Source organism: Bifidobacterium eulemuris (genome assembly GCF_014898155.1).
Taxonomy (GTDB): Bacteria; Actinomycetota; Actinomycetes; order Actinomycetales; family Bifidobacteriaceae; genus Bifidobacterium; species Bifidobacterium eulemuris.
In genome coordinates, this window is the sequence record NZ_CP062938.1 from 160,871 (window position 1) to 184,938 (window position 24,068).

The following is a 24,068-nucleotide window of genomic DNA, read 5'->3' on the forward strand; positions in this document are numbered from 1 at the left end:
GGGGACGTCGAGCCGTCGATTCCGCTGCTGCCCAACGGCGATCCGCTCACCGTGGAACGCTTCCAGACGCTCGGCTCCGACTTCGGCATGAAGCCCAGTTTCGAGCGCGTGCATTGGATTCTTGACGACGCCTTCCTCGCCGGAGACGGTTCGACCGCGGCCGGCGGCACGCTGAGCGACGAATTCCTGACCAAGGTGATGGACGCCACCGGTTCGCGTCCGCTCTACTGGCCGCTGCAGGAGTTCATCTACGCGAACGGCGAGATGGCATCTCCGATCCGCTGGGCCGCCCAGCGCGTGCGCGATACCCGCCCCGAGTTCGCGGCCGACCAGCGTCCGCTGATGTTCACCGGCGAGGCGATGTTCCCGTGGATGTTCGAGCAGGAACGCGCGTTGCGTCCGTTCAAGCCCGCCATGGACCTACTGATGGAGGACACGCGCTTCGGTGTGATCTACGATGCGGACCAGCTCGCCCGCAACGAGGTGCCGTTGCAGGCCGCCGTGTACTTCGACGACATGTATGTGGACTCCGGCATGCAGCTCGACACGTTGAGCCGCGTCGGCAATTCGCATTACTGGACCACGAACGAATTCGAACACGATGGGCTGCATGGCGACGTTGTGTTCAAGCATCTGTGGGATGAGGCATTGAACCGCGGCGACTTGGAAGAGCTGTTCTAGAAAGGACTCCCATGAACACCACCATTGGATTTATCGGATACGGCAATATGGCCCAGGCCATCGCCCAAGGCTGGGTGAACGCAGGCGTGGTGGAGGCCGGACGAATCGTCGCCTGCGCCGCGCACTTCGACAAGTTGGAGGCCAACGCCGCCAAGCTCGGTGTGCGAGCGATGCGCTCCGCCGCCGAAGTGGTGGAGGCCTCCGACATGGTCGTCGTGGCCATCAAGCCCTACCAGATCGAATCGGTGCTGGGGCCGTTGGCCGATGCGCTGAATATGCCGGGCAAAACCGTGGTGTCCATCGCGGCCGGATGGGATCTGGCGAAATATCAGGAGCTGTTGGGGGAGGGCGCGCATGTGCAGTGCACGATACCGAACACGCCGATGGCCGTGGGCAAAGGCGTGCTCGTCACCGAAATCGCCAACACGCTCACCGATGACGAGACGGCGGTCTTCGAGGCATTGTTCTCGCCGATCAGCCTGATCGAGCGCGTCGATACCGCGCATATGGGCATCGCCATGGTGGTGGCCGGCTGCGCCCCCGCCTTCACCGACATGTACATGGAAGCATTGGGCGACGCCGGCGTGAAGTACGGGTTGCAGCGCGCCACCGCGTATCGTCTCGCCGCGAAGATGATCGAAGGCGTGGGCGCTTTGTACCTCGACACCGAAACACATCCTGGAGCCATGAAGGACGCGGTGTGCTCGCCGGGCGGCACCACCATCAAGGGCGTCGCTTCGCTGGAGGAAAGCGCGTTCCGCGGATCCGTTATCAAGGCCGTGGACGCCATCGTCGGATGAAGACTGACAAGAGGGGAATGTAGGCTAGGGAACCATGTCTCTTACCATCGGAATCGTCGGACTGCCGAATGTGGGCAAGTCCACCATGTTTAACGCATTGACCCGCAACAACGTGCTCGCGGAGAACTACCCGTTCGCGACCATCGAGCCCAACACCGGCATCGTGCCCCTGCCGGACGACCGTCTGCCGGTGCTCGCCAAGCTGGTGAACACGAGCAAAATCGTGCCCGCGACCGTCACCTTCGTGGACATTGCCGGCATCGTCAAGGGTGCCTCCGAAGGCGAAGGCCTGGGCAACAAGTTCCTCGCCAACATCCGCGAGGCCGACGCGATCTGCGAGGTCGTGCGCGCCTTCGAAAACGACGACATCGTGCATGTCAACGGCAAGGTCGATCCGGCCGACGACATCGAAACCATCAACACCGAGCTGATCCTCGCCGACCTGCAGACCATCGAGAACGCGCTGCCGAAGCTTGAGAAGGACCTGCGCGGCAAGAAGATTGAGCCCTCCTATCTGGCCGCCGTGCAGAAAGCCAAGGAGATCCTCGAATCCGGGCGCACCATCGACGAGGCCGCCTCCGCGGGCGAAATCGACAAGGCCGACGTCTACGACCTGCATCTGATGACCGCCAAGCCGTTCATCTACGTGTTCAACGTGGACGACGACGAACTGTCCAACGACGAGCTCAAGGCGAAGCTCGCCGCCTCCGTGGCGCCGGCCAAGGCGATCTTCCTCAACGCGCAGTTCGAAGCCGATCTGACCGAACTTGACGAGGCGGACGCCCGCGAGATGCTCGCCGACGCGGGTCTCGAGGAATCCGGCCTTGACCAGCTGGCCCGCGTGGGCTTCGACATCCTCGGCCTGCAGACCTTCCTGACCGCGGGTGAGAAGGAGGTGCGCGCCTGGCAGATCCACAAGGGCTGGACCGCCCCGCAGGCCGCCGGCGTGATTCACACCGACTTCGAAAAGGGCTTCATCAAAGCCAATGTGGTGAGTTACGACGAGTTCGTCGCCGCCGAAGGCTCGATGGCCAAGATCAAGGAGGAAGGCAAGCTGCGTACCGAAGGCCGCGACTACGTCATGGCCGACGGCGACATCGTCGAATTCATGTTCAACGTCAGCAAGTAGCCGTTCCTTCGCCGGTCTGGCGATAGATCATCCGCCAGTCCGGGCGCGACATAACGGAGTCGAGGCGTCCCTTGGGGTGCTTCGGCTCCGTTTTTCATATGAAGTCGTTCTTTCGCGAATGCGGTCCGAGGCGTGGTGGGCGGCGCACATGGAATACTGGTGGCATGTTTGATTTGTTGCAGACACTGATCGCGGTGTATGAGACCGGCCAGTTCACGATGGCCGCCGACGAGCTGAAGGTCTCGCAGTCCACGGTGTCGTCGCGCATCGCGCAATTGGAACGGCTGGTGGACGCGCCTCTGTTCGACCGACATGCGAAAAGCGACGTGACCCCCACCGAGGCGGGGCGTCTGCTCTATGAAAGCGCCGTGGATATCTGCGGGTCATGGCGCGATGTGCGCGACGCCATCGCCCGCAATCAATCCGCGCACGAGCCGTTCACCATGCTGTTCTCCCATACCACCGCAGGCGTGCTGCTTCCGCGGGCTTTGGCCACCGTCGCCGACAGACTCGACCGGTTCGACGTCTCCGCCCACGCTCAGAACTCGGACACTATCTTGGAACAGGTTGGTTTGAAATCCGCGCAACTCGGCGTGGTGGAGAAGCCGATCATCAACGATTCCGTCAATCGCGTGACCCTATGCGAGGACCAGCTGGTGCTGGCGGGGGATCCGGAGGGCGTATGGATGATGCGCGAGCATGGCTCCGGCGTGCGCTACTACACCGATCTGTACTGCAAATCCGTGGGATTGGTGCCGGGCCAGGTGGTCGAGGTTTCCAGCAATGCGGCGATCGCCGCCTCGCTGGCCGGGGGAGTCGGCCAATCCGTGATTTCGAAGGCCTGCGTGCCCCACGGCGTTGCCATCCGTGATCTTGGTCCGGAATTCACCCGGCGTTTCTATGCGCTGGTGCCACGATCCGGGTTGACCCGCGCGCAACACGAACTTGTCGATCAGGTGGTCGATGCGTTGCGGCGATGATCGTATAGGCAAGGAGAGGCTGGTCGTGCCGTGTGATGCGGCCTTGCATTGAGCGGCACCTCCGATGGATTCCGGCTGTTGAATGTGTTATCGATAGAGCCGATGATACATATCGTGATGTTCTATTTGACCGATGACGAACGCTTGAGTTGAATAGGCAGCATGAGAGAATTCTGCACGAAATGGTGGAAGCGCATCGCGACCACCGATATGCTGTTCATTGCCATCCTTACGCTGATCGCGTCCTTCATCGGCTCCTGGCTCAAACAGTTCCCTGGCTTTTCGCTGTTCGGCGCGCTGATCATCGCCTTGCTTATCGGCATGGTGATCCAATTCCCGATCCGCTCCTTCTATGTGGGTTCCAATGACGACCGCAAGGCCGGTGTCAAGGACGCGGCCGGACTGATCTCCAACAAGCTGCTGCGCCTGGGCATCATCCTGCTCGGATTCAAACTCAATCTGGAGGTGCTGTTCACCCAGGGCATCAAATGCCTGCCGATCGCCGCGGTGATCGTGACGTTGGTGATCGTCGTCACCTACGCCATCGCCCGCGCGCTCAAGGTCAACCCGATGCTCGCCATCCTCACCGCCGGCGGTACCGGCATCTGCGGCGCGGCCGCCGTCATGGGTCTGTCCGGCTCCATCACCGTCTCTGAGGAGGAGGAAGAGGAGAAGGCGGATGACGAGGTTATGGCCGTCGCCACCGTCGCCATCATGGGCACCGTGTTCGCGCTGATCGAAATCGCGCTTTTCCCGCTGTTCGGTCTGACGCCCGCCCAGCAGGGTGTCGCGGCCGGCGCGACGCTGCATGAGATCGCGCATGCGGTCGCCGTCGGCGGCGCCTTCGGTGAAGAGGCGCTCAACATGGCCACCATTATGAAGCTCAGCCGTGTGCTCATGCTTGTGTTCGCCGCGATCATCATCGCCATCTGGTGGGATAGGAAGCACTCCACGGTCAAACATGAGGGCAAGCGCAAGGTCGCTTTCCCGTACTTCATGCTCGGCTTCATCGCCGCGTCCGTGCTCGGTACCTACGTGCCGTTCCTGACCGCGATCTCCGCCAATCTGGTCGACATCGCCTACATTGTGCTCGGTATGGCCATGGCCGCCCTCGGCATCAATGTGAATTTCAAGGCGATCGCGCAGAAGGGCGCCAAGGCGGTGCTCGCCAGCTTCATCGCCTCCGTGCTGCTCATGTTCTTCGGAGTGGGCATCGCGGTGCTGTTCTTCTAAGTTCCACGAATGTGGGGTGCCTGACCGGCATGCGCTGGTTCAGGCACCTCGTCGTTTATGGAGGAGATTCCTCGACTGCGCTCGGAATGACGAGGGAGACTGTTTGCCCGGAGTGACGAGGGAGACTGTTTGCCCGGAGCGATGAGGGACTTCGCTCGGAATGACGATTTACTTCGCCGCCCGCCATCACAGGTGCGGTCCTCCTCGTCATTCCGAGCGAAGTCGAGGAATCTCAAGTGGCGCAATCGCGGTTTGGAATAGCAAAAAGCCCGCGTCCGTAATGATTCGGACGCGGGCTGGGAAGATTAAGCTAAGCTTACTTGCGCACGATGCCCTTGATGGCGTTCCAGGCGCTCACCGAGAGGGCGTAGTGGCCCAGGGACGGGTCGGAGGCGGCCAGCGGGGAGCGGAGGGCTTCGTTGATCAGGTTCTTGTTATCCATGGTTATGTCCTTTTCTTATCTAACGTTTTTTTTTAATTGATTATCGAGTCGGTATGCGGTGCGTCTTACTTGCGCACGATGCTCTTGACGGCGTTCCAGGAAGCCTGGGCCAGGGCGTAGGAGCCCAGCGAGGGATCCGTGGAAGCGAGGGGAGCGCGGAGCGCTTCGTTCATGATCTTGTTATCCATGATGGTTCCTTTCCTCACTTGTTGTGTTTCCTTGTTCTGTTGACAATGATTACATTACGAGGGTTGAACGGGTTTCGCTAGCCATTTTCATCGCATTCTTGATATAATCATCGGGTAATCAGAGCGATTTACCTTTTGTTCACATGGTGTTGAGGTGATTGTCAGGAAAGGAGACGCGTATGGCGGTTGTCGAAGAGGCGAAACTGCGGTATCTGGACTTCCTGAGCCGTGAGGACCGTGTGCGGCACCATCGTTACGTCGAGGAGATGAAGCAGTACGATCTGATGAGGTCGGGCGACGGCGCGGCCATCGCCGAAAGCGTGAAGCTCTGGGATTCCGGGCTGTACGGCCATGTCTGCGACGATCCGTTGCGCAATGCGAAATACCTGTTCGTCACCTCGATCACCCTCGCCACACGCTTCGCCATCGAAGGCGGCATGGACGAGGAGGACGCCTACAACGCGTCCGACCTGTACATCCAGGACGTGGACCGCTGCGAAAGCGTCGCCGAGGTACGCCGCATGCATACCGATATGATGACGTTCTTCACATGGGCGATGGCCGACCTGCAGAAGGTCGACGTGCACTCCAAAGCGGTCGCCGAATGCATGGACTACATCCACTACCACCTGCACGAGCGGATCACCGTGGCGATGCTCGCGAACCACGTGCATCTCAACCCCACGTATCTTTCCGAGCTGTTCTCCAAGGAGACCGGCACGTCGATCTCGCAGTATGTGACCGACCGGCGTATGGAGGCCGCGGCGAATATGCTCAGATACTCGCAGTACTCGCTGGGGGAGATCGCGCAGATCCTCGCCTACAGTTCGCAAAGCCACTTCAGCAAGGTGTTCAAGAAGCAGATGGGCATGACTCCCGGCGACTACCGCAAGGCCAACGCGCAGACCGGCATCTGGCCGGAATAAAGAGGATCGTGCTGAGATCCCTCGACTTCGCTCGGGATGACGGATGGTGGGTGTGTCGCTCGGAATGATGGGCGGTCTCTCGTCATTCCGACCGGAGTCGAGGAATCCCTGTGTGCGGTGCGACTGTCCGGGATGCCGATCGTGGGAGTGCTATTCGGAATGATGGGCGGTCTTTTCGTCATTCCGAGCGGAGTCGAGGAATCTCCAATGGATGGTGACATCGTGCGTCCGGGATGACATGCTGGAGACGTCGCGGTAAATTCTTCACGACTTCCCGTCCTCAATGCCGCCGCTCTCGGATGGTTTGGGCTACGGTGGATTCAGTATCGAATAGGAATGTGGCACGCATGTCGACATGGCAGGAGACTCGCGTGCCGCAGCGACGAGAAAGAACGCGAGGGCGCACCCATGGGCATGCCACTGGACCTGTATGTCATCCGTCATGGCCAATCCGAGGCGAACGTGATCGTGCAGGCGGGGGAGCGGGGCGATAACTCGCTGTTCACCCAAGACAACGTCACCGTTCCCGACCGCTCATGGCGGCTCACCGCCACCGGCCGCAAGCAGGCGGACTGCATCGGCCGTTGGCTGGTGGCGCAGCAACAGCTGTTCGACCGATATCTGGTGTCTCCCTACGTGCGCACGCGCGAGACCGCCGCCACGATGGCGCTGCCGAAAGCCAAATGGGAGGAGACCCGCGTGCTGCGCGAGCGCTCCTGGGGCGAGATCAACACCATCACCAAAGACGAATTCCGTGAGAACTACGGACGCAACTGGATGTTCAAAGCCACCGACCCGCTGTACTGGCGTCCGCCGGCGGGCGAGTCCATCGCCGACGTGGCCGAGGATCGCGTGCACAATCTGCTCACCGCGCTCAACCGCAAATCCGACGCGGAATCCGTGGTGATGGTGAGCCACGGCGACTTTATGCTTGCGCTGATGCTCACTCTGGAGGATCTTTCCGACGAGGAATTCATGCGCCGCGCGGACGCCCCCGAATGGGCGATCACCAACTGCACCTGCCTGCACTATTCGCGTCGAGATCCCATGACGGGCCGCACGCACAAGCGCCTGCGCTGGGAACAGACCGCACGTCCCGTGCTCGATCAGGAGACCGGCCGTTGGGAGGTCAAGGTCGAGCCTTGGCGCGAATTCCAGCGCCCGTACCTGTCCAACGGCGATCTGGTGGACGTGGTCCACGCCGTCGACCCCCACCTGGAGGATTACGCCCGCTAAAGCTTGGAGTCATTCAAGATAATCCGCCTACTGCCGTGGCTCTTGATACTGTTGTCCTACTTGGAACGGCATGATGGATCGCGCTTCGATGATCTTGGATCGTCGAAGCGCGATCAGTTTCGTGCTAGACGCAATTGCCGATGCCAGAACAATATGGCGCTAAGCGTCTTTGGAGTGGCGGTCGCCGATTTGGAATTCGTCCGCATGCTCGAACATGTACTTCACCGTGATTGGATCGTCTCCGGTGAGTTTCTTGAAATCGTCCGTGAACACGTCCATTTTGCCTTCGCGGATGGCCTGCGCGAAGGTGACCATGCCATCGGATGAGAACGGGGCCTCGGAGCCTTCCTGGAACACCCCATCCGTGGTGCGCGGCACGCCCATCGCGTCAAACACCTGATAGTTCTCTTCGTCGGTGATCTCCTGGTAGACCACATGGTTGCCGGTCGCGGTGTTGCCTATCTCGATGAACTGGGCGATGGTCATCAGCTCGGGACCATTGATATTCTCAATGGCATGATGCAAATCGGTATTGCATAATGCATAGGCTACGGCCTTGGCGCAGTCCTTGCGCGAGATGTAGGCCATCAGTCCGTCGCCTTGACTGTTCTTGAGCACGCCGTCGGTGTGCACATAGGTGAAGTAGTTGGTGATCATGGCCTCGGCATACTGCGAGTTGCGCAGGAAGATGTAGTCGAGACCCGCCTCCTGGATGTGCTGCTCCGTCCAGGCGTGGTCCTTTTTCTCAACGCTTGGATTCGTGGGATCGGCGGCGTTAACCAGCGAGGTGTACACGATTTTGGTCACTCCCGCGGCCTTTGCCGCGTCGATGGCGTTGCCGTGGGCCCGTTGACGCTTGACGCCTACGAACGGCATCGACACCAAGGCCATGGCGTCGCCGCCTTCGAACACCTCCTCAAGCCCTTCCCTCACATTGAAATCGGCGACGCGCGTTTCGACGCCGATCGCCGCATACCGTTCGAGGGAGGCCGGGCTGTATCCGGTGAAAATAAGCTGTTCAGGTTTTGCGATCTCAAGCAGATAGTCGGCGGCCTGGCCTCCAAGATTGCCATCAACGCCCGTGAGAATGAGTTTGCCCATGAGAATCCTCCTTGATTAAGACGGTAAAGACAGGCCGATTATACGGCGAGAGAATAAAGACCTGCTTATAGTGGGCTTTTCATATTCTGGGAGAACGGTCGCCCGCCATCAATCGATGCGCGAAATTGGCGATGGGACATCCGATGAGATCGGCCAAGCAAGCACAAGCGTCACAAGGAGGAGATGGTGCGTGTCGTCTCCGTCTCACAGATTGCGGATTTCGGCGCCGAACGGCCAGAGGGCCAGCTTCGCCATCTTGAACGACTGGATGCCGAACGGAATGCCGATGATGGTGACGCAGTTCGCCGCACCGGCGATCACATATCCGATGGCCATCCACAAGCCGACCAGCACCACCCAGACAATGTTGGCCAGCGTGGATCCCACCCCGCCGCCATACGCCACCGTCTTGCCGAACGGGGTGAGCGTCAGGGCCGCCATCTTGAACGCCTGCAAACCCAGCGGGATGCCGACGATGGTGACGCACAACACCAGAGCGACCACCGCCCATCCGAACGCGATCGCCAAACCGCCGAGAACCAGCCATAGAATATTGCCCAAAAGTCTCATGTTCTCCAGAGTAGCCGACGCGCCGGTGCGAGCCGTCGGCTGGCGGCTGAATGCGGATTCGTCACAACATCGTTCTCGATAGGGTGATCCGGCCGGCGCGAAGGTCTTGCGACGAAGAAAAGCCGCTCCGAATGCGGTCGGAGCGGCTCAGAACATCAAAGAATGTCGGGCGAAGTGGCGAAATCAGTCTTCGGGCCAGACCTCGGCGGCGACGGACTGGACGAGGGCGATCTTGGCCCACTGCTGCTCCTCGGTGAGCTTGTTGCCCTCCTCCGTGGAGGCGAAACCGCACTGCGTGGACAGGCACAGACGCTCCAGCGGCACGTACTGGGCGGCTTCGGCGATGCGCTCCTTGATCACGGCGGCGTCCTCCAGCTCGGGCTTCTTCGATGTGACCAGACCCAGCACCACGGTTTTGTCGTCGGCGACGTGCTTGAGCGGCTCGAAGCCGCCGGAGCGCGCGTCGTCGAACTCCAGATAGAAGGCCGTCACATCCTCATCCGCGAACAGGTACGGCGCGATCGGATCATAGCCGCCCTCGAACGCGTAGGTGGAGTGGTAGTTGCCGCGGCACACATGCGTGGTGACCACCAGATCTTCGGGCTTGCCAGCGATGGCGGCGTTGTTGAGCTCCACGCCCAGACGGCTCACCTGCTCGATATCCACGGCGCTCATGCCGGTTTTGGACACGAAATCGGTGTCGCAGTAGATGCCCCACGTGCAATCGTCGAACTGCACGTTGCGGCAACCGGCGGCATACAGGTCGGCCAGCACCTGCCGGTAGGCGGTGGCGATATCGGCCTTGAGCGCCTCGTCGTCGGGATAGGCGGCGCGCAAGGAGGCCACCTGGCCTTCGGCGCGGTCGAGCGTGATCTCCGAATACAGCTGGATCGGCGCGGGAATCGTCTGGCGGGCCACCTGGCCGTCGTCCTCCAGCGCTTTGACGAACTTGAAATGCTCGACGAAGGGGTGGTTCTCGCCGCCGATCCTGCCGGTCACCACGGCGGTGTCGGCGCGCGTCTCCTCGTCATGGAACATATAGCCCTGCTTGGCGGAGCGGCGCTCCACGCCCTGCAAACCCCACATGAAATCGAGATGCCAGTAGCTGCGGCGGAACTCGCCGTCGGTGATCACCTTCAGCCCGGCGGCCTTCTGCTTGGCGATCAGATCGGCGATCGCCCGGTCCTCGACCGCCCTGAGCGCGGCGGCATCGATTGCGCCCGCCTCGAAGTCGGCGCGGGCGGTTTTGAGTTCGGCCGGCCGCAGGTAGCTGCCGACCACATCGGCGCGGAACGGGGCGTTCTTCGCATAGGTCATGGGTGTGGTATTCCTTTCGTGTCTTCGCTCGTCGGACTCGCGGCACCGGGTGCCGCACGACGAAAACCATCCCACGATACGTGGGATGGGGCGCGCATGTCCGGCGATGTCCGTATGCCGGCGTCACGTGTCGCATTGGAGTATCGACTGGCAGGCGAACAACCGTTCCGACTGTTTGATGACGGGCCTGTAACCGGCTGGTGACACACGATGACGGCGGGGCGATTACAATAACCAAGGAATATGCGGGCGGCCCCGCGCGCGGTCGGAGACGGCGATCCGGAACCGGGCCGCGCAGGGTGGCGCCCGCGCTCATACAAGAAGTGAGGAGACTCCATTGTCCAACCTGTTCTCCTGGGCGCTGCACGGCGACGGCAAGACGCTCAAGCCGGGCGAGGTCGTCGAACCCGACGAGCGCCTGACTTGGGGCCGCACCATCGGCATCGGCGCGCAGCATGTGATCGCCATGTTCGGCGCGACCTTCCTCGTGCCGATCCTGACCGGCTTCGATCCGTCGACCACGCTGTTCTTCACGGCCATGTCGACCGCGCTGTTCCTGCTCATCAACAAGAACGTGCTGCCCAGCTACCTCGGCTCGTCGTTCGGCTTCATCGCCCCGATCACCGCCGTCACCACGGCGAACAAGGGCATCGCCGTGGCCAGCTTCGGCATCCTGGTCACAGGCCTGCTGCTCGCGCTCGTCGGCGTGCTCGTGCACTACGCCGGCGCCAAGTGGATCGACATCATCATGCCGCCGGTCGTCAACGGCGCCATCGTCGCCATCATCGGCTTCAACCTGGCCCCCAGCGTGTGGACCAACTTCCAGGCCGCGCCCGACACCGCGCTGGTGACCCTGCTGGCCGTGCTGCTCATCGCCGTGCTCTTCCGCGGACTGCTCGGACGACTCAACATCCTGCTCGGTGTGATCGTCGGCTATATCTACGCCTGCATCCGCGGCCAGGTCGACTTCTCCGCCATCGGCGAGGCCGACTGGATCGGTCTGCCGCAGTTCCACCTGCCGCAGGTCGACTTCTCGATTCTGCCTATGTTCATCCCCGTGGTGCTTGTGCTCGTCGCCGAGAACGTCGGCCACGTCAAGTCCGTGGCCCAGATGACCGGCCGCGACTACGACGGCCAGATGGGCACCGCCCTGTTCGCCGACGGCTTGGGCACCGCGATCGCCGGCTTCGGCGGCGGTTCCGGCACCACCACCTACGGCGAGAACATCGGTGTGATGGCCGCGACCAAGGTGTATTCGACCGCCGCCTACTGGTGCGCGGCCGGCTTCGCCCTGCTGCTGAGCCTGTGCCCGAAGTTCGGCGCGATCATCAACACGATCCCCTCCGGCGTGCTCGGCGGCGTGACCACGCTGCTCTACGGCATGATCGGCATGATCGGCGTGCGCATCTGGGTGGAGAACAAGGTCAACTTCGACAAGCCTATCAACGTGATGACCGCGGCCATCGTGATGATCATCGGCATCGCCGACTTCACCTTCGCCATCCAGGGCGTCTCCTTCAACGGCATCGCCCTCGGCACCATCGCCGTGCTCGTCGCCTACCACGGCCTCAAGGCCATCGGCAAGGCCACCGGCACCATCGACAAGGACGATCCCGACGTGAAGTGATCGGTCGTCCGTTTTTATATGACGAAGCCCACGCCGCGCGTTCCAGCGGGCGTGGGCTTCGTCGTGTCGGCGGCGGGCCGGGCTACTCGAGGTTCGCGTGGAACTCCCACAGCGAATCGAGATCGATGTGCCTCTCCCGCACCATGGACATGGCGATGGCGTCTCCGACCAACAGCAGCGACTGCTCGAACAGGCTGGTCATCGGCTGCTCGCTCGGCTTGGTGCCCGATCCCGGCTTGCCCGCGGCGGGCACATGCACGAACAGATCGGTGTACGGCGTCATCGGGCATTCCTCCACGATGCCGATGCGTGCCACCTTGGCGCCGTACTGCTTCGCCTTGCCTGCGATGAACAGGGGGAAGCCGGTTTTTCCGGAGCCCGAGCCGACGATGAGCAGGTCCCGGTCGCAGATGGCCGGCTCGGTGATCTGTCCCACCATCACGGTGTCGATGCCCAGATGCGCGAGGCGCTTGGCGATGGCCTCCAAAGCCAGCTGCACGCGGCCCACGCCGACGAAGAACACCTTGCGCGCGTCGGTGATCATGCCGACCAGCTGGTCGATCTGGTTTTCGTCGACGTTGGCGAGTACGTCGGACAGTTCATTGACGATGATGCGTTCGCATTCGCGGAATGAGGTCGTTGCGGTCATGATATGCGTTCCTTTCTTACGGTGGCGTGCGTGCTTAGCGGTTGTTGGCGGTTTTCTCGCCGGTGGCCTGCTCGTAGGCGTCCAGCGTCATTGCCCAGGCCTTGCGGATGTCGGGATCGCGTTTGAAGATGCCGGTGTTGCCGAGCACGAAGGTGTCCGCTCCGGCCTCGCGCATGGTTTTGAAGTTCTTCTCGTTGCACGAGCCGTCGATCTGGATCTCGTAGTTCAGTCCGTGTTCGTCGCGGAACCGCGCCAACTCTTCGATCTTGCGCAGGGTTTCGGGGATGAGCGGCTCGCCGCTGTATCCGATCTCCACGGTCATCACGGTGACGAGGTCCACGCGTTCCAGCAGCATCTCGCATTCGGCGAAGGAGGTCAGCGGGTTCACGGCGATGCCTGCGCCGCATCCGTTCTCGCGGATGATGCGCAGGGTGCGGAAGGCGTGCGCGCCGAGCGATTCGACGTGCGGGGTGAGCATGGTCGCGCCGGCGGCCACCAGCTGGTCGATCCAATGGTCGGGGTCGGTGACCATCATATGCACCTCGTTGCGCAGGGTGCTCAGGGGCAGGATCTGCTCGATCCAGGAGGTGCACAAGCCCATGCTGGGGGAGAAGTGCCCATCCATGATGTCGACGTGGTAGGTGTCGGCCACGGTGTTGAGGTATTCGACCTGCGGGGCCGGGTTGCGGAAGTCGGAGCAGTACAGGGAGATGGCGAAATGGGGTTCGGGGAATGGGGCCGTCATTGGAGTTCCTTGTCTGGTAAAAGGGTGCGTTGGGCCAAGGGTGCGGCGGATCCGTGTCTCGCCCACCCCGGTCGGGTCGTGTGATGCGGTGTGGTTGCGCGCCGAATTACTGCTGGGTGACGCGCACGGCGACGCCCATGGCGGTGAGCGCGTCCACGCAGTCGGGCGTGCCTTCCGTCACGATGACGTCCAGCGCGTCGCATTCGGCGATGCGGTAGGTGGAGATGTGCCTGAATTTCTCCGGTGTGATGAGGCTCATGACCTTGGCGCCGGCCTTGATGATCACGCGCTTGGTCTCGGCCGACTCCATATATGGCGTGGTGATGCCGTGCTCGGGGTCGATGGATGAGACGCCGAGCAGCACCAGATCGCAGTGCAGCTGCTGCAGCACGGTGAGCGCCGCGGAGCCGATGGTCTCCTTGGACTTATGGTGCACGATGCCGGGCAGCATATTGACCTCGATATGGTCGTAGTCCGACAGCCACAGCGCCACGGCCGGACTGTTGGTGATCACCGTGCCCTCCCAATCCCGGGGGAACGCCTGCGCCGCCAGATAGTTCGTGGAGCCGCCGTCGATGAAGATCACGCGGTTTTCGCAGATCTCGCCCATCGCGGTCTGCGCGAGGCGCTTTTTGACGTCCACTCCGAGGTCGACGCGGTTCTCGAACCGGCTGAGCTCGGTGTCGGGTTTGATCGCTCCGCCGTGCACGCGCTGCACGGCGCCGATCTCATCGAGTTCCTGCAGATCCTTGCGTAGGGTGGCCTCCGTCACGCCGAGCTCCTTGGCGTAGTCGGCGACGACGATGCGGCCGTTGGCTTCGAGGTACTTGAGGATCAGTTCCTGTCGTTCGGCCTTCATCATCATATGCCTCCTTTGGCTGGCGTCGCGGTGTTGCTGGGTCGCTGGGTTCATCATACCAAGAGATTTTCGTTTTTTATCGTTTATGGAGAAATATTCATTTCAAAACCTTTCGTTTTGTGTTGACAACTATCGTAACCTTGTGTTATAACTTTGTCAACAAGCAAAACGAAACAAATCGAAACTAAAACGAAATGGTTCGGAATGCTTGGCTGTCGCGCCGATACGGCGACGTGTTATGGCGCGGCACCGACCCCAATAACCGATAATGAAACAAAGACGTCAACGCCCGACGTTCGAATAAGAAAGGCACGCCACCATGAAGCGCTCCGAAATCAACGCCACCATCAAGCAGTTCGAAGAGTTGCTCGACAAGTACCACTTCCGCATTCCGCCGTATCTGAGCTTCACCCCCGAGGAGTGGGCCGGAAAGGACCATGAATGGGATGAGGTGCGCGACAACATGCTCGGCTGGGACATCACCGACTACGGCGAAGGGGACTTCGAACACAAGGGTCTGGCGCTCATCACATTGCGCAACGGCAATGTGAAGGACGACAAGTACACCAAGGTCTACGCCGAGAAGATCATGATGAGCATGCCCGGCCAGCTCTCCCCGATGCATTTCCACTGGAACAAGATGGAGGACATCATCGTGCGCGGCGGCGGCACCGCGGTGTTCCATCTGTACAACGCCGACCCCGAAACCGAGGAGCGTCTCGACACCCCGGTGCTGGTGTGCCGCGACGGCCGACGCTACTACGTGCCCGCCGGCGAGGACATCGAGCTCAACGAGGGCGAGTCGCTGACCTTCTACCCGTACACCTACCACGAGTACTACATCAAGGAGGACTCCGTGCCCACACTGGTGGGCGAGGTGTCGATGTGCAACGACGACAACATCGACAATCGTTTCTACGAGCCCGTCGGCCGCTTCCCCGAAATCGAGGAGGACGAGCCCGCCTACCGCCTGCTGTGCAACGAGTATCCCGCGGTCAAGGAATGACCCGGCCCGTAGCCTAGGCCATCGCGCACCCATCATCCGGCAAGGGGAGCGGCCGACACATGACGCGCCGCTCCCTTGGCCCCGCATACCCAAAACCCATCATCTTCCAAGGAATGTCTTCATCATGACCAACTCATCACCCGCAACCGTGGTCACCATCGGCGAACTGCTGTGGGATATGCTGCCCGATGGCAAGAAGCCGGGCGGCGCACCCGCCAATTTCGTCTACCATGCCGCGCACAACGGCGTCGAAGCCACGGCCGTCACCGCGGTCGGAGACGACGAGCTCGGCCGCGAACTCGTCTCCGTGCTGTCCGAGGGCGGCGTCAACGTCGTCGCGCAAGTCAACGAGTATCCCACCGGCATCACCTCCGTCAGCCTCGACGCTGACGGCGTGCCCTCCTATGACGTCGTGCGCGGCGTCGCCTGGGACCATATCGCATTCACCGACGAGGTGAAGGAACTCGTCTCCCACGCCGACGCGATCTGCTACGGAACCATCGCCGCGCGCGAGGCATGGGGCACGAGGGACGCCATCTACGCGATGATCGACGCCGCGCGCGACGACGCGGTGCGGTTCTTCGACATCAACATCCGCTCCGGATTCGTGAACAAAGAGGTCATCACCCGATTCATGGAAGGCGCGACCATCCTCAAAATCAACGACGAGGAACTGCCCGTCGTGGCCAATCTGTTCGGCATCGACGCGCCGGGCGAGTCGATCGCTTCGCAGCAGAACGTCATGCGCGTACTGGCCGAGCAGTTCGACCTCGATGTGGTGATTCTGACGGCGGGCGGCGACTACAGCATCGTGATGGGCCGCGACGAGATATCCATCCTGCCCACGCCGAAAGTCGACGTCGCCGACACCGTCGGCGCCGGCGATTCCTTCTCCGGCGCGTTTCTCGCCTACCTGCTGCGGGGATACGACCTTGCCGCGGCGCACCGCCGCGCCGTCGAGGTCTCCGCGTTCGTCTGCACCCAGTCGGGCGCATGGCCCCAGTATCCCGACGAATTGGAGGAGGCGTGATCATGACGGGCATCAACGCGGAACATATGGACCCGCATGCCAACGTCGGCGAAGCCGCCGCGGGCGTAGCGTTCGATAACGCAACACGCTCGGATGCGCTCGCCCACATGGGCAGCATGCAGCAGGCCGCCTACGTCCGCCCGATCACCTATCGGGAGGGGCGCGCGCACGGACTCGATGCCATCGAAGTGAAGAACGGGCCGTTGAGGTTCGTTTCCATGGCCGACAAGGCGCTCGACGTGAGCGAGTTCGAATACCGGGGCGAGAATCTCACATTCCTGTCCAAACCGGGGCTCAACGGCCGCAACCAGTTCGACACGCACGGCCAGGAGGCGCTGCGTTCGATTATGGGCGGACTGTTCTTCACCTGCGGGTTCGAGAACATCTGCGGGCCGTATTCGACGCCTGAGGATTCGCGGTATCCGGCCGGCGACTATCCGATGCATGGCCGCGTGCGCACCACTCCGGCCGAGCATGTGCGCGCCGACGCCCGCTGGGAGGGCGGCGACTACGTGCTCGAGGTCTCGGGCGAGATGCGCGAGGCGGAACTGTTCGGAGAGAACCTCGTATTGCGCCGCACGATCCGCACGACATACGGCGAGCCGTCGATCATCGTGGAGGACGAGGTATCCAACGAATCGTTCCGCGACGAGCCGCTGATGTGGATGTACCACTGCAACTTCGGCTGGCCTCTGCTGGCGGAAGGCGCCGAGGTCGTCATCCCGAGCCGCGCCGCCACGCCCCGCGACGAGACCACCGCCGCCGACGCGACCGCATGGAACGAGATCGGTGCTCCGGAGGCGAACAAGCCCGAAAGCGTGTACATCCACGAACTCGCCGCCGACGAATCAGGACGCAGCTTCGCGGCCGTCGTCAACCGCGGGCTGGGGCTTGGCGTCGTCATCGATTTCTCTGTGGAGGACTTCCCCCATTTCATGGAATGGAAATCCATGGCCTCGGGCGACTATGTGGTCGGACTCGAACCCTCGAACTCCAAGGTGTACGGACGCGGCTGGCATGAGGAGCGCGGCGATCTGCCTATGATCGCGGCCCAGAGCTCGCAGCGCAAGACGCTCGCCTTCACCGTCGTCGAAGGTCGGGACGCCATCGATGCCCTCATCGCGCGACGCGACGCCATGTTGGCCTGACATCGCCGACCGTTTCCCTCCATTTTCAAAAACATCTTTCAACGAAGAAGGAACAACCATGTCCGAAAACAACAAAAGCCAGCGTGCCGTCGCGCGGCGTCTCGCCATCATCGCCGCCATCGGCGGCCTGCTGTACGGCTATGATTCCGCCGTGATCAACGGCGCCACCGAAGCCATCAAAACCGAATTCGCCACCGGCGACGCCGTCCTCGGCTTCGCCGTCGGCTCCGCGCTGATCTCCGGCGGTGTCGGCGCGTTGCTCGCCGGCCGCATCTCCGACAAAATCGGCCGTGTGCCCATGATGAAAATCGCCTCCGTGCTGTTCTTCATCTGCGCCGTCGGCTGCGGCTTCTCCACCAGCATCTGGATGCTGGTCGCCTTCCGCGTGCTCGGCGGATTCGCCGCGGGCGTCGCCGCCATGGTCGCGCCGGTGTACATCGCCGAGATCTCGCCGGCCGACGAGCGAGGCGTGTTGGGTGCGATGCAACAGTTGGGCATCGTGATCGGCATCTTCATCTCCCTGCTGGTCAACGCGCTGCTGGTCAACGTCTCCGGCGGCGCGGGCGAGGTCATGGGTCCGTTGGACACCTGGCAGTGGATGTTCATGTGCATGGCCGTGCCCTCCGTGCTGTATTTCGCCTTGGCTCTGGCCATCCCCGAATCGCCGCGCTACCTCGTCGCCCAGCATCGCGACGAGCAGGCCGCGGCGGTGCTCGCCTCGGTCAGCGTCGATCCCGCGCCCATCGACGAGCAGATCGCGCGCATGCGCGCCTCCATCGGCGCCGACCACAAGCCCTCCTTCCGTGATCTTCTCGGCGCGAACGGCCGCGTCAAGCCAATCGTGTGGGTGGCTGTGGTGTTCATGATCTTCAACCAGTTCACCGGCATCAACGTGATCTTCTACTACTCAAACACGCTGTGGAGCGCCGTCGGATTCACCGAAAAGGACTCGTTCACCATCACCGCCATCACCTCGCTGGTCAACATCGTGGCCACGCTTATCGGCATGACGTTGGTGGACCGTATCGGACGACGCCCGCTGCTGCTCGCCGGATCCATCGGCATGGTCGTGGCCCAAGGCGGTCTCGCGCTGCTGTTCGGCACCGCCCCGATCGTCGACGGTTCCCCGTCGATGGGGCCGGTCACCGGACCGCTGGCCCTGGTGTGCGCCAACCTCTTCGTCGTCGCCTTCGGTGTGACCTGGGGCACTGTGTCGTGGGGCATGCTCTCCGAGATGTTCCCCAACGCGATGCGCTCGGCGGGCATGTCCGTGGGCACCGCCGTGCAGTACACCTCGAACTTCGTGGTCACCGTGTCGTTCCCGGTGCTGCTCGGCGTCAACGTGGGATTGGTCTACGGTCTGTTCGCGCTGTTCGCCTTCCTCTCCTTCTTCTTCGTGCTGAGATTCGTCAAAGAGACCAAGGGAGTCGCCTTGGAGGACATGAAGGCCTGAACCGCCCTCGCACAAAGCGCGTCGCCCCGGACCCGCGTGTGAACCTTGACATGGTGTGAAACGAACATGGGATTCGTGGAAACGCCGAGGTTCCGCGGATTCGGGGCGTGTGCGATTGTGAGGTTCCGTGCGATTAGGGTCGCACGGGCAGGTGGGGCGACTCCTTCCGTGCGCGAGGTACCATAGACGGAAAACCCAGATAAACCGGTTCGAGAAGGGAAAACCCATGTCCGATATCAATGGCAAGCGCATCGCGATCGTCACAGGCAGCGCATTGGGATTGGGATACGAGCTGGCGAGACAGCTCATCGAACAGGATTGGCTTGTGGCGGGCGTTGACTTCAACGCCGAACGCCAGCGCGAACTGGTCAAAGAGTTTCCTTCGGATTCCTACCATGCGTTCGTCGGCGACGTCTCCGACGAGACCTTCGTCAAAGGCTCCGTCGCACGCATCGCCGAGTTGGGCCATATCGATCTGCTCATCAACAATGCGGGGCAGCCGAGCTTCAAAACGCCCACCGGCTACGAGGCCGCGGACGTCGACAAATGTCTCAAGGGACTCAAGGGCATGATCCTGTGGAGTGTGGAGACGCTGAAGGCCACGGGGGAGAAGGACGTCAAAATCGCGAACGTGATGAGCACCGCAGCCACGCGCGGCAACGCCAACGAAAGCGTCTACTGCGCCACCAAATGGGGAGAGAAGGGCTATACGACGAGCCTTCAGGCGGCATACAAGGGCACGAGCGTGAAAATCGTCGGTCTGTACCCGGGCGGCATCGACACCGCCTTCTACCGCGACAGCCACGACTACGTCTCCGAGGAGAAGCAGCACACCTTCATGGATCCGGCCGATGTGGCGCGCGTCATGCTGTTCAACCTCGTCAACGACGCCAACCTCACCGTCTCCGACCTGCAGATCGAACGCAACAGCTGAAGGCTATCTGCGTTACGGGTAGTGGATTCTTTGGACTGCGGAGGTCGATCTGCGTTACGGGTAGTGCCCATGTGCCCTACTCGTGAGTAGGAGCCGCATAATATCAAGGCCGCTACTGCCGGGATGACGAATCGGACACCACCCGTAACGCAGATCGACCTCCGCAATGGCGTACATCCACTACCCGTAACGCAGATAGGTATGCGACTGGGGCCCTATGGCCGTCCGGCTTCGGCATTGGATCAGATGACGCTCAGTCTTCCAGATGATGCAGGGCGCGGACGATGGCGCAGCGGTCGTCGATCGTGCCCTCATCCGCGCACATGGTGGCGTACCAGCGCGTGTTGCGCAGTGTGCCGGCCGGGTCTGCCGACATGTCAAGCAGGGTGTTCAGGTCGCTGGCGTACTGGAAATGCAGATGGCTGAGCAGACCGCCTTGCGCGAACGCTCCGCGCGCGGGCATCGGATCGATGGAGAGCAGCCAACGGAACGGGCATTCCGCAGGCGCGTCGGCGGCTTCGAACACCGTGGTGGGGGAGCCTTCGAGTCCCTTCGGCACCACATGGTGCACGGTGTAGGCGAACGTGCCGAGTTCGTCGCCGTCCTCAGCCAGCCAAGTCAGCGCGAATCCGTCGTCGCCGTGCGCGTCGACGCGCCATCCGGCGATGGGACGCGGCTGTTCCGGACTAGTGGTCGCGCAGGCCATCGACCAGAACGCGCGGATGCCGTGCGCGGCCATCGGCGCGGTGGCCGGATTGGAGAGCGCGGCCTGTTCCGCCTTGCTCCACGTGGCCTGCATGGCCGGATCGTCGGACGCGATGTAATGTTCGAAACTTTCCCACTGGCCGGCCCAGTCGTTGGGATTGAACGTCATGATTCCTCCTTGGAAGATGGTGTGGTGGATTCCAAATCGATGATGCGGTCGCACCAATCGGCGGCCAGCTCCTCGTCATGCGTGACGACAAGTACAGCGGTGCCGGTGTCGGCCAGACGTCGCAGCAGCGCGCCGACCTGCTCCATATGCGTCCGGTCGAGCCCGCTGGTCGGCTCGTCCAATACGACCAGTCGTTTGCCGCACATCATCGCCGAGGCGATGGCCGTACGCTGCTTCTGCCCGCCCGACAGGCTCATCGGATGACGATCGGCCAATTCGTCGAGGTCGAGCTCGCTCAGCAGCCGTTCGCAGCGGGCGGCGACTTGCGGGTCGGTTTCGTCCAATCCGAGCAGGAGCTCCTCGCGCACGCTGTCGCTGAATAGCTGATAGTTCACGTCCTGCATCACGAGGAATCCGGCGCGGGTCAGCGTGGCGGGACGCGCGGGTCGGTCGTCGAGTGAGATTCGGCCGGAAAGCGGTTTGATCAGGCCGGTGAGCGTGCGCACCAGCGTGGTTTTGCCGCAGCCGTTGCGTCCCATCAGGCCGGTGATTTCGCCGGAACGCAGCTCGAGGTCCGGGATGTCGCGGCTGAACGCGTCGCGTTTGCGATAGCCGACGCATAGGTTTTCCGTGCGCAATATGGTTTCGCCGCACGAGGGGCACGAGCGCTCACGGGCGGACGCCGCCTCGGCAGGCGGTCGGTCGGCTGGGGCGGCAAGGTCGTCATTATGGAGTTTTCGTTCGATCCGTTGGCGATATGGCGTGAGGTCCAACGCGCGCAATCCCAAGGCGCGGATCCGCTCCTGCGGCAATGCGAGGAATTCGCTCGCGGACAGATCATGCGTGACATGCCCATGCTCGAAAACCACGTACCGATCGGCGACGCCGGTCAGCCAGGCGAGTCGGTGTTCGGCGACGATCACGGTCAATCCGTCCGCTTTCATCCTTTCGATCGCATGGCGCATATCGTCGATGGCTGAAGCGTCGAGATTGCTGGTCGGCTCGTCCAACACCACCACTTTGGGGTCGAGCACCGTGGCTGCCGCGATGGCGATGCGCTGCTTCTGCCCGCCCGACAGGTGGAAGACGCTGCGGTCCAGCAGATGCGTCACATCGAAACGCCGCGCGACGGACTCCACGCGACGGCGAATCTCCTCGGACGACAACCCCATGTTCTCGCAGGCGAAGGCCAGTTCGTCGGTGGTGTCCGCGTTGAAATACTGCGTTTTGGGGTTCTGGAACACGCTGCCCACCAATGGTGTGAACGCGTCGATCGGAGTGGACGCCGCATCGAGTCCGCAGGTGCGCTGCGAGCCGGTGAGCTCGCCGGCGAAGAACGAAGGCACCAAACCGTTGAACAGGCGGGTGAGTGTGGTTTTGCCGCATCCGCTCTGGCCGCACAGCACCACACATTCGCCTTGGCGGATGGCAAGCGTCGCATCGTGCAGCGCATAGTCATCGCCGGCGGCGGCATAACGGAAGGACGCATGGTCGGCGGCGCAGATGACGGATTCCTCGCCCGCGCCCTGCATGGATGCGCCCGCATCCTGCGGCATGGGGGAACCGGAATGATCACAAGACTTCGGCATGGCGGAATCCATCATCACAACACCCCTGCGATATCCAAGGCCAACGGCATCGTGCACACGAGCATCACCAGCCAATCGACGGCGCGCATGCGGATCTCCGTACGCGAGGTGTGCGCGCCCGGGCGTCCCAATCCTTTGGTCAATGCCGCCACCGACAGATCCTGCGCGACGGTGGTCGCGTTCATCAGCAGCGGGATGAGGATGTATTCCAGCGATTGAGCGGGATGCCGCAGCAGCGCCGCTCCACCCGACGCGATGTCCCGCAATGCCATCGCGTTGCGGATCTGCCGATAGTCCTCGGCGATGGTGGGGAAGAAACGGATCACCACCACGCACGGGATGACAAGCGCTTCGGGCGCGCGCATGCGCCGCATCGCGCACACCAATTCGCTGGCCGACGTGGTGGCGAAGGCATACGCGCCGGTGATGAAACAGGGCAGCATCATGCGCATGCCAGCCGCCAGCAATGCCGCGAACTGCAGCCAGACGTTGGTCGTATCGGCCGGAACCAGCATGCTCACGGCAAGCAGCACGGCATAGATAAGCGCGAACCGCGCCGCCATGCGCACGCGCCCCGATGCCAACTGCAATGCCAGGAACAGCGCGACCAGCAGCGCTTCGGTATGCGTGTTCACATGGAAGAACAGCAGAAGATTGGCGACGAGCAGCAGATACAGCTTCGCCCGCGGATCAAGACGCAGGAAGCGGCGCGAAGCGCGTTCCATGCCGTCGCGCGATCCGAATGCCGCCCCGGCGTGTGATTTCGTATATGTCATGGGATTGCTTGCGTGAGGGATGCGATAGCCGGTGGATGCCGGGCGGGCTAGACGATGCCGGCCTTGACGAAATGCTTGCGCATCATCCGCTGGCCGAACCAGCCGCCGAGAACCGCGCATACGAGGATCGCGCCCATCGACAGCCAGAACGTGCCGATGTTGATGTTCTCGAACACGCCGTTGATATAGGCCGCGTCCTTGCCGCGGTTCTCCAGGCTCGCCACATAGGCGTCCTTCATGAACCACAGCGGCAGGATCGGGCCGGTGAGCCCGTAGGAGAACACGACGTAGCTGACCAGCAGCAGCGACTTGCTTTTGTATTTGCCGGCGCGGGCGATAAGGTCGGCGGCCAGCGGGAAGACGATGCTGGCGATGAACGAAAGCACGAAATGGCCGGAGATGAACAGGAACAGGCCGATCACCACGCCCATCACCGTGATGCCGCCGAATTTGCCGACGCGCGCGGCCAGCAGCATGAACACGCAGCCGGAGATCAGCGCGGAGATGGCCGGCAGGAAGATCGAGCCGAAGCCGCCGGTGAACAGTGTGCTCGACAGCGTGGCGACGCATACCATCACGAAATACAGGGCGGTGAACACGCCGATGGTGATGAGGTCGGGCACGGTGAGACGGTTGCTTGCGACGTCGGTGGTGGTCTGTTCGGTCATAGGGACGGCCTTCCTTCGTGTGATGCCTATGGGCGTTGCGAGGTCAGACTTTTCAATCTAACGAGCCGGCGCGCAAAAGGCAATACTTTTTGACAAAAACCCATTAT

The 24,068-nt window shown here is 62.1% G+C and carries 24 protein-coding genes and 1 pseudogene; 13 read left to right on the forward strand and 12 right to left on the reverse strand.

Annotated features, from left to right (window positions below; translation table 11 throughout):
* Nucleotides 1-27 precede the first annotated feature (27 nt).
* From BE0216_RS12170 to BE0216_RS00755, 5 genes and pseudogenes are all read left to right on the forward strand, one after another.
* Nucleotides 28-681: pseudogene (locus BE0216_RS12170) on the forward strand (proline iminopeptidase); the annotation flags it as partial.
* 11 nt (nucleotides 682-692) lie between these two features.
* A complete protein-coding gene (gene proC, locus BE0216_RS00740) occupies nucleotides 693-1,481 on the forward strand; it encodes a pyrroline-5-carboxylate reductase (protein ID WP_094636355.1) in 789 nt (262 codons plus the stop codon).
* 34 nt (nucleotides 1,482-1,515) lie between these two features.
* A complete protein-coding gene (gene ychF, locus BE0216_RS00745; protein WP_072726758.1) occupies nucleotides 1,516-2,610 on the forward strand; it encodes a redox-regulated ATPase YchF in 1,095 nt (364 codons plus the stop codon).
* A gap of 164 nt (nucleotides 2,611-2,774) precedes the next feature.
* Nucleotides 2,775-3,590: a LysR family transcriptional regulator gene (locus tag BE0216_RS00750; RefSeq protein ID WP_094636354.1), complete on the forward strand. Its 816-nt coding sequence runs from the start codon at nucleotides 2,775-2,777 to the stop codon at nucleotides 3,588-3,590.
* A gap of 162 nt (nucleotides 3,591-3,752) precedes the next feature.
* Complete coding sequence (locus tag BE0216_RS00755; protein ID WP_094636353.1) at nucleotides 3,753-4,823, forward strand: YeiH family protein; 1,071 nt, start codon at nucleotides 3,753-3,755, stop codon at nucleotides 4,821-4,823.
* Nucleotides 4,824-5,139: 316 nt separating this feature from the next.
* Here BE0216_RS00755 and BE0216_RS12065 read toward each other — a convergent pair whose 3' ends face one another.
* Together BE0216_RS12065 and BE0216_RS12070 are read right to left on the reverse strand one after the other, a co-directional pair.
* Nucleotides 5,140-5,265, reverse strand: coding sequence for a hypothetical protein (locus BE0216_RS12065; RefSeq protein WP_264298315.1), 126 nt, complete (start codon nucleotides 5,263-5,265; stop codon nucleotides 5,140-5,142).
* A 65-nt stretch (nucleotides 5,266-5,330) separates the two neighbouring features.
* Nucleotides 5,331-5,453: a hypothetical protein gene (locus BE0216_RS12070; protein ID WP_264298314.1), complete on the reverse strand. Its 123-nt coding sequence runs from the start codon at nucleotides 5,451-5,453 to the stop codon at nucleotides 5,331-5,333.
* Between the two features lie 179 nt (nucleotides 5,454-5,632).
* Between BE0216_RS12070 and BE0216_RS00760 the strand changes: the two genes are divergently transcribed.
* Nucleotides 5,633-6,379, forward strand: a complete 747-nt coding sequence (locus tag BE0216_RS00760; protein ID WP_094636352.1) for an AraC family transcriptional regulator — start codon at nucleotides 5,633-5,635, stop codon at nucleotides 6,377-6,379.
* Between the two features lie 408 nt (nucleotides 6,380-6,787).
* Entirely contained in the window at nucleotides 6,788-7,615 is an 828-nt protein-coding gene (locus BE0216_RS00765; RefSeq protein WP_094636351.1) for a histidine phosphatase family protein, read from the forward strand.
* Nucleotides 7,616-7,774: 159 nt separating this feature from the next.
* Here the strand turns inward: BE0216_RS00765 and BE0216_RS00770 are convergent, their stop codons facing one another.
* From BE0216_RS00770 to BE0216_RS00780, 3 genes are all read right to left on the reverse strand, one after another.
* Nucleotides 7,775-8,716 (reverse strand): NAD(P)H-binding protein, encoded by a 942-nt coding sequence (locus BE0216_RS00770; protein WP_094636350.1) that lies wholly within the window; start codon nucleotides 8,714-8,716, stop codon nucleotides 7,775-7,777.
* Between the two features lie 204 nt (nucleotides 8,717-8,920).
* Nucleotides 8,921-9,286: a YccF domain-containing protein gene (locus BE0216_RS00775; protein ID WP_072726752.1), complete on the reverse strand. Its 366-nt coding sequence runs from the start codon at nucleotides 9,284-9,286 to the stop codon at nucleotides 8,921-8,923.
* 183 nt (nucleotides 9,287-9,469) lie between these two features.
* On the reverse strand, nucleotides 9,470-10,603 hold the full coding sequence (locus BE0216_RS00780; protein ID WP_094636349.1) for a 5-methyltetrahydropteroyltriglutamate--homocysteine S-methyltransferase: 1,134 nt from the start codon (nucleotides 10,601-10,603) through the stop codon (nucleotides 9,470-9,472).
* Nucleotides 10,604-10,940: 337 nt separating this feature from the next.
* Between BE0216_RS00780 and BE0216_RS00785 the strand changes: the two genes are divergently transcribed.
* On the forward strand, nucleotides 10,941-12,230 hold the full coding sequence (locus BE0216_RS00785) for a uracil-xanthine permease family protein (RefSeq protein WP_072726746.1): 1,290 nt from the start codon (nucleotides 10,941-10,943) through the stop codon (nucleotides 12,228-12,230).
* An 82-nt stretch (nucleotides 12,231-12,312) separates the two neighbouring features.
* On the opposite strand, the gene hxlB is transcribed toward BE0216_RS00785, so the two are convergent.
* The 3 genes from hxlB to BE0216_RS00800 all read right to left on the reverse strand — a co-directional run bounded on the left by hxlB (nucleotide 12,313) and on the right by BE0216_RS00800 (nucleotide 14,489).
* Nucleotides 12,313-12,879, reverse strand: a complete 567-nt coding sequence (gene hxlB, locus BE0216_RS00790) for a 6-phospho-3-hexuloisomerase (RefSeq protein WP_072726745.1) — start codon at nucleotides 12,877-12,879, stop codon at nucleotides 12,313-12,315.
* 34 nt (nucleotides 12,880-12,913) lie between these two features.
* On the reverse strand, nucleotides 12,914-13,624 hold the full coding sequence (locus BE0216_RS00795) for a beta/alpha barrel domain-containing protein (protein ID WP_094636348.1): 711 nt from the start codon (nucleotides 13,622-13,624) through the stop codon (nucleotides 12,914-12,916).
* Between the two features lie 106 nt (nucleotides 13,625-13,730).
* Entirely contained in the window at nucleotides 13,731-14,489 is a 759-nt protein-coding gene (locus BE0216_RS00800) for a DeoR/GlpR family DNA-binding transcription regulator (RefSeq protein ID WP_226805661.1), read from the reverse strand.
* Nucleotides 14,490-14,802: 313 nt separating this feature from the next.
* Here BE0216_RS00800 and BE0216_RS00805 point away from each other — a divergent pair, with 313 nt between their 5' ends.
* From BE0216_RS00805 to BE0216_RS00825, 5 genes are all read left to right on the forward strand, one after another.
* The gene (locus BE0216_RS00805; protein ID WP_072726743.1) at nucleotides 14,803-15,489 is read left to right on the forward strand and encodes a D-lyxose/D-mannose family sugar isomerase; all 687 of its coding nucleotides are present in this window, start codon (nucleotides 14,803-14,805) and stop codon (nucleotides 15,487-15,489) included.
* 124 nt (nucleotides 15,490-15,613) lie between these two features.
* Entirely contained in the window at nucleotides 15,614-16,519 is a 906-nt protein-coding gene (locus BE0216_RS00810; protein WP_072726742.1) for a carbohydrate kinase family protein, read from the forward strand.
* A 2-nt stretch (nucleotides 16,520-16,521) separates the two neighbouring features.
* Entirely contained in the window at nucleotides 16,522-17,667 is a 1,146-nt protein-coding gene (locus tag BE0216_RS00815; protein ID WP_226805662.1) for an aldose 1-epimerase family protein, read from the forward strand.
* Between the two features lie 58 nt (nucleotides 17,668-17,725).
* Nucleotides 17,726-19,120 (forward strand): sugar porter family MFS transporter, encoded by a 1,395-nt coding sequence (locus BE0216_RS00820; RefSeq protein WP_094636347.1) that lies wholly within the window; start codon nucleotides 17,726-17,728, stop codon nucleotides 19,118-19,120.
* Nucleotides 19,121-19,346: 226 nt separating this feature from the next.
* Nucleotides 19,347-20,054 (forward strand): SDR family NAD(P)-dependent oxidoreductase, encoded by a 708-nt coding sequence (locus BE0216_RS00825; RefSeq protein WP_094636346.1) that lies wholly within the window; start codon nucleotides 19,347-19,349, stop codon nucleotides 20,052-20,054.
* A gap of 253 nt (nucleotides 20,055-20,307) precedes the next feature.
* On the opposite strand, the gene BE0216_RS00830 is transcribed toward BE0216_RS00825, so the two are convergent.
* The 4 genes from BE0216_RS00830 to BE0216_RS00845 form a co-directional block, all read right to left on the reverse strand.
* Nucleotides 20,308-20,928 carry a hypothetical protein gene (locus tag BE0216_RS00830; RefSeq protein ID WP_094636345.1) on the reverse strand — a complete coding sequence of 207 codons (621 nt, stop codon included), beginning with the start codon at nucleotides 20,926-20,928 and terminating at the stop codon, nucleotides 20,308-20,310.
* Nucleotides 20,925-22,460 (reverse strand): ABC transporter ATP-binding protein, encoded by a 1,536-nt coding sequence (locus BE0216_RS00835; protein ID WP_404801816.1) that lies wholly within the window; start codon nucleotides 22,458-22,460, stop codon nucleotides 20,925-20,927. The genes BE0216_RS00830 and BE0216_RS00835 overlap by 4 nt, the downstream gene beginning before the upstream one ends.
* Nucleotides 22,461-22,531: 71 nt before the next feature.
* On the reverse strand, nucleotides 22,532-23,293 hold the full coding sequence (locus tag BE0216_RS00840) for an energy-coupling factor transporter transmembrane component T (protein WP_226805664.1): 762 nt from the start codon (nucleotides 23,291-23,293) through the stop codon (nucleotides 22,532-22,534).
* 47 nt (nucleotides 23,294-23,340) lie between these two features.
* The gene (locus BE0216_RS00845) at nucleotides 23,341-23,961 is read right to left on the reverse strand and encodes an MptD family putative ECF transporter S component (protein WP_094636343.1); all 621 of its coding nucleotides are present in this window, start codon (nucleotides 23,959-23,961) and stop codon (nucleotides 23,341-23,343) included.
* Nucleotides 23,962-24,068: the final 107 nt, after the last annotated feature.

What these genes read in the sequence shown, in the direction of transcription:
- BE0216_RS12065 (WP_264298315.1), bottom strand. Translation starts at nt 5,265, where the DNA reads ATGGATAACAAGAACCTGATCAACGAAGCCCTCCGCTCCCCGCTGGCC.
- BE0216_RS00765 (WP_094636351.1), top strand. Translation starts at nt 6,788, where the DNA reads ATGGGCATGCCACTGGACCTGTATGTCATCCGTCATGGCCAATCCGAG.
- BE0216_RS00800 (WP_226805661.1), bottom strand. Translation starts at nt 14,489, where the DNA reads ATGATGATGAAGGCCGAACGACAGGAACTGATCCTCAAGTACCTCGAA.
- proC (WP_094636355.1), top strand. Translation starts at nt 693, where the DNA reads ATGAACACCACCATTGGATTTATCGGATACGGCAATATGGCCCAGGCC.
- BE0216_RS00835 (WP_404801816.1), bottom strand. Translation starts at nt 22,460, where the DNA reads ATGCAGGGCGCGGGCGAGGAATCCGTCATCTGCGCCGCCGACCATGCG.
- hxlB (WP_072726745.1), bottom strand. Translation starts at nt 12,879, where the DNA reads ATGACCGCAACGACCTCATTCCGCGAATGCGAACGCATCATCGTCAAT.
- BE0216_RS00760 (WP_094636352.1), top strand. Translation starts at nt 5,633, where the DNA reads ATGGCGGTTGTCGAAGAGGCGAAACTGCGGTATCTGGACTTCCTGAGC.
- BE0216_RS00795 (WP_094636348.1), bottom strand. Translation starts at nt 13,624, where the DNA reads ATGACGGCCCCATTCCCCGAACCCCATTTCGCCATCTCCCTGTACTGC.
- BE0216_RS00820 (WP_094636347.1), top strand. Translation starts at nt 17,726, where the DNA reads ATGTCCGAAAACAACAAAAGCCAGCGTGCCGTCGCGCGGCGTCTCGCC.
- BE0216_RS00770 (WP_094636350.1), bottom strand. Translation starts at nt 8,716, where the DNA reads ATGGGCAAACTCATTCTCACGGGCGTTGATGGCAATCTTGGAGGCCAG.
- BE0216_RS00840 (WP_226805664.1), bottom strand. Translation starts at nt 23,293, where the DNA reads ATGACATATACGAAATCACACGCCGGGGCGGCATTCGGATCGCGCGAC.
- BE0216_RS00750 (WP_094636354.1), top strand. Translation starts at nt 2,775, where the DNA reads ATGTTTGATTTGTTGCAGACACTGATCGCGGTGTATGAGACCGGCCAG.
- BE0216_RS00780 (WP_094636349.1), bottom strand. Translation starts at nt 10,603, where the DNA reads ATGACCTATGCGAAGAACGCCCCGTTCCGCGCCGATGTGGTCGGCAGC.
- BE0216_RS00830 (WP_094636345.1), bottom strand. Translation starts at nt 20,928, where the DNA reads ATGACGTTCAATCCCAACGACTGGGCCGGCCAGTGGGAAAGTTTCGAA.
- BE0216_RS00815 (WP_226805662.1), top strand. Translation starts at nt 16,522, where the DNA reads ATGACGGGCATCAACGCGGAACATATGGACCCGCATGCCAACGTCGGC.
- BE0216_RS00845 (WP_094636343.1), bottom strand. Translation starts at nt 23,961, where the DNA reads ATGACCGAACAGACCACCACCGACGTCGCAAGCAACCGTCTCACCGTG.
- BE0216_RS00755 (WP_094636353.1), top strand. Translation starts at nt 3,753, where the DNA reads ATGAGAGAATTCTGCACGAAATGGTGGAAGCGCATCGCGACCACCGAT.
- BE0216_RS00775 (WP_072726752.1), bottom strand. Translation starts at nt 9,286, where the DNA reads ATGAGACTTTTGGGCAATATTCTATGGCTGGTTCTCGGCGGTTTGGCG.
- ychF (WP_072726758.1), top strand. Translation starts at nt 1,516, where the DNA reads ATGTCTCTTACCATCGGAATCGTCGGACTGCCGAATGTGGGCAAGTCC.
- BE0216_RS12070 (WP_264298314.1), bottom strand. Translation starts at nt 5,453, where the DNA reads ATGGATAACAAGATCATGAACGAAGCGCTCCGCGCTCCCCTCGCTTCC.
- BE0216_RS00810 (WP_072726742.1), top strand. Translation starts at nt 15,614, where the DNA reads ATGACCAACTCATCACCCGCAACCGTGGTCACCATCGGCGAACTGCTG.
- BE0216_RS00805 (WP_072726743.1), top strand. Translation starts at nt 14,803, where the DNA reads ATGAAGCGCTCCGAAATCAACGCCACCATCAAGCAGTTCGAAGAGTTG.
- BE0216_RS00825 (WP_094636346.1), top strand. Translation starts at nt 19,347, where the DNA reads ATGTCCGATATCAATGGCAAGCGCATCGCGATCGTCACAGGCAGCGCA.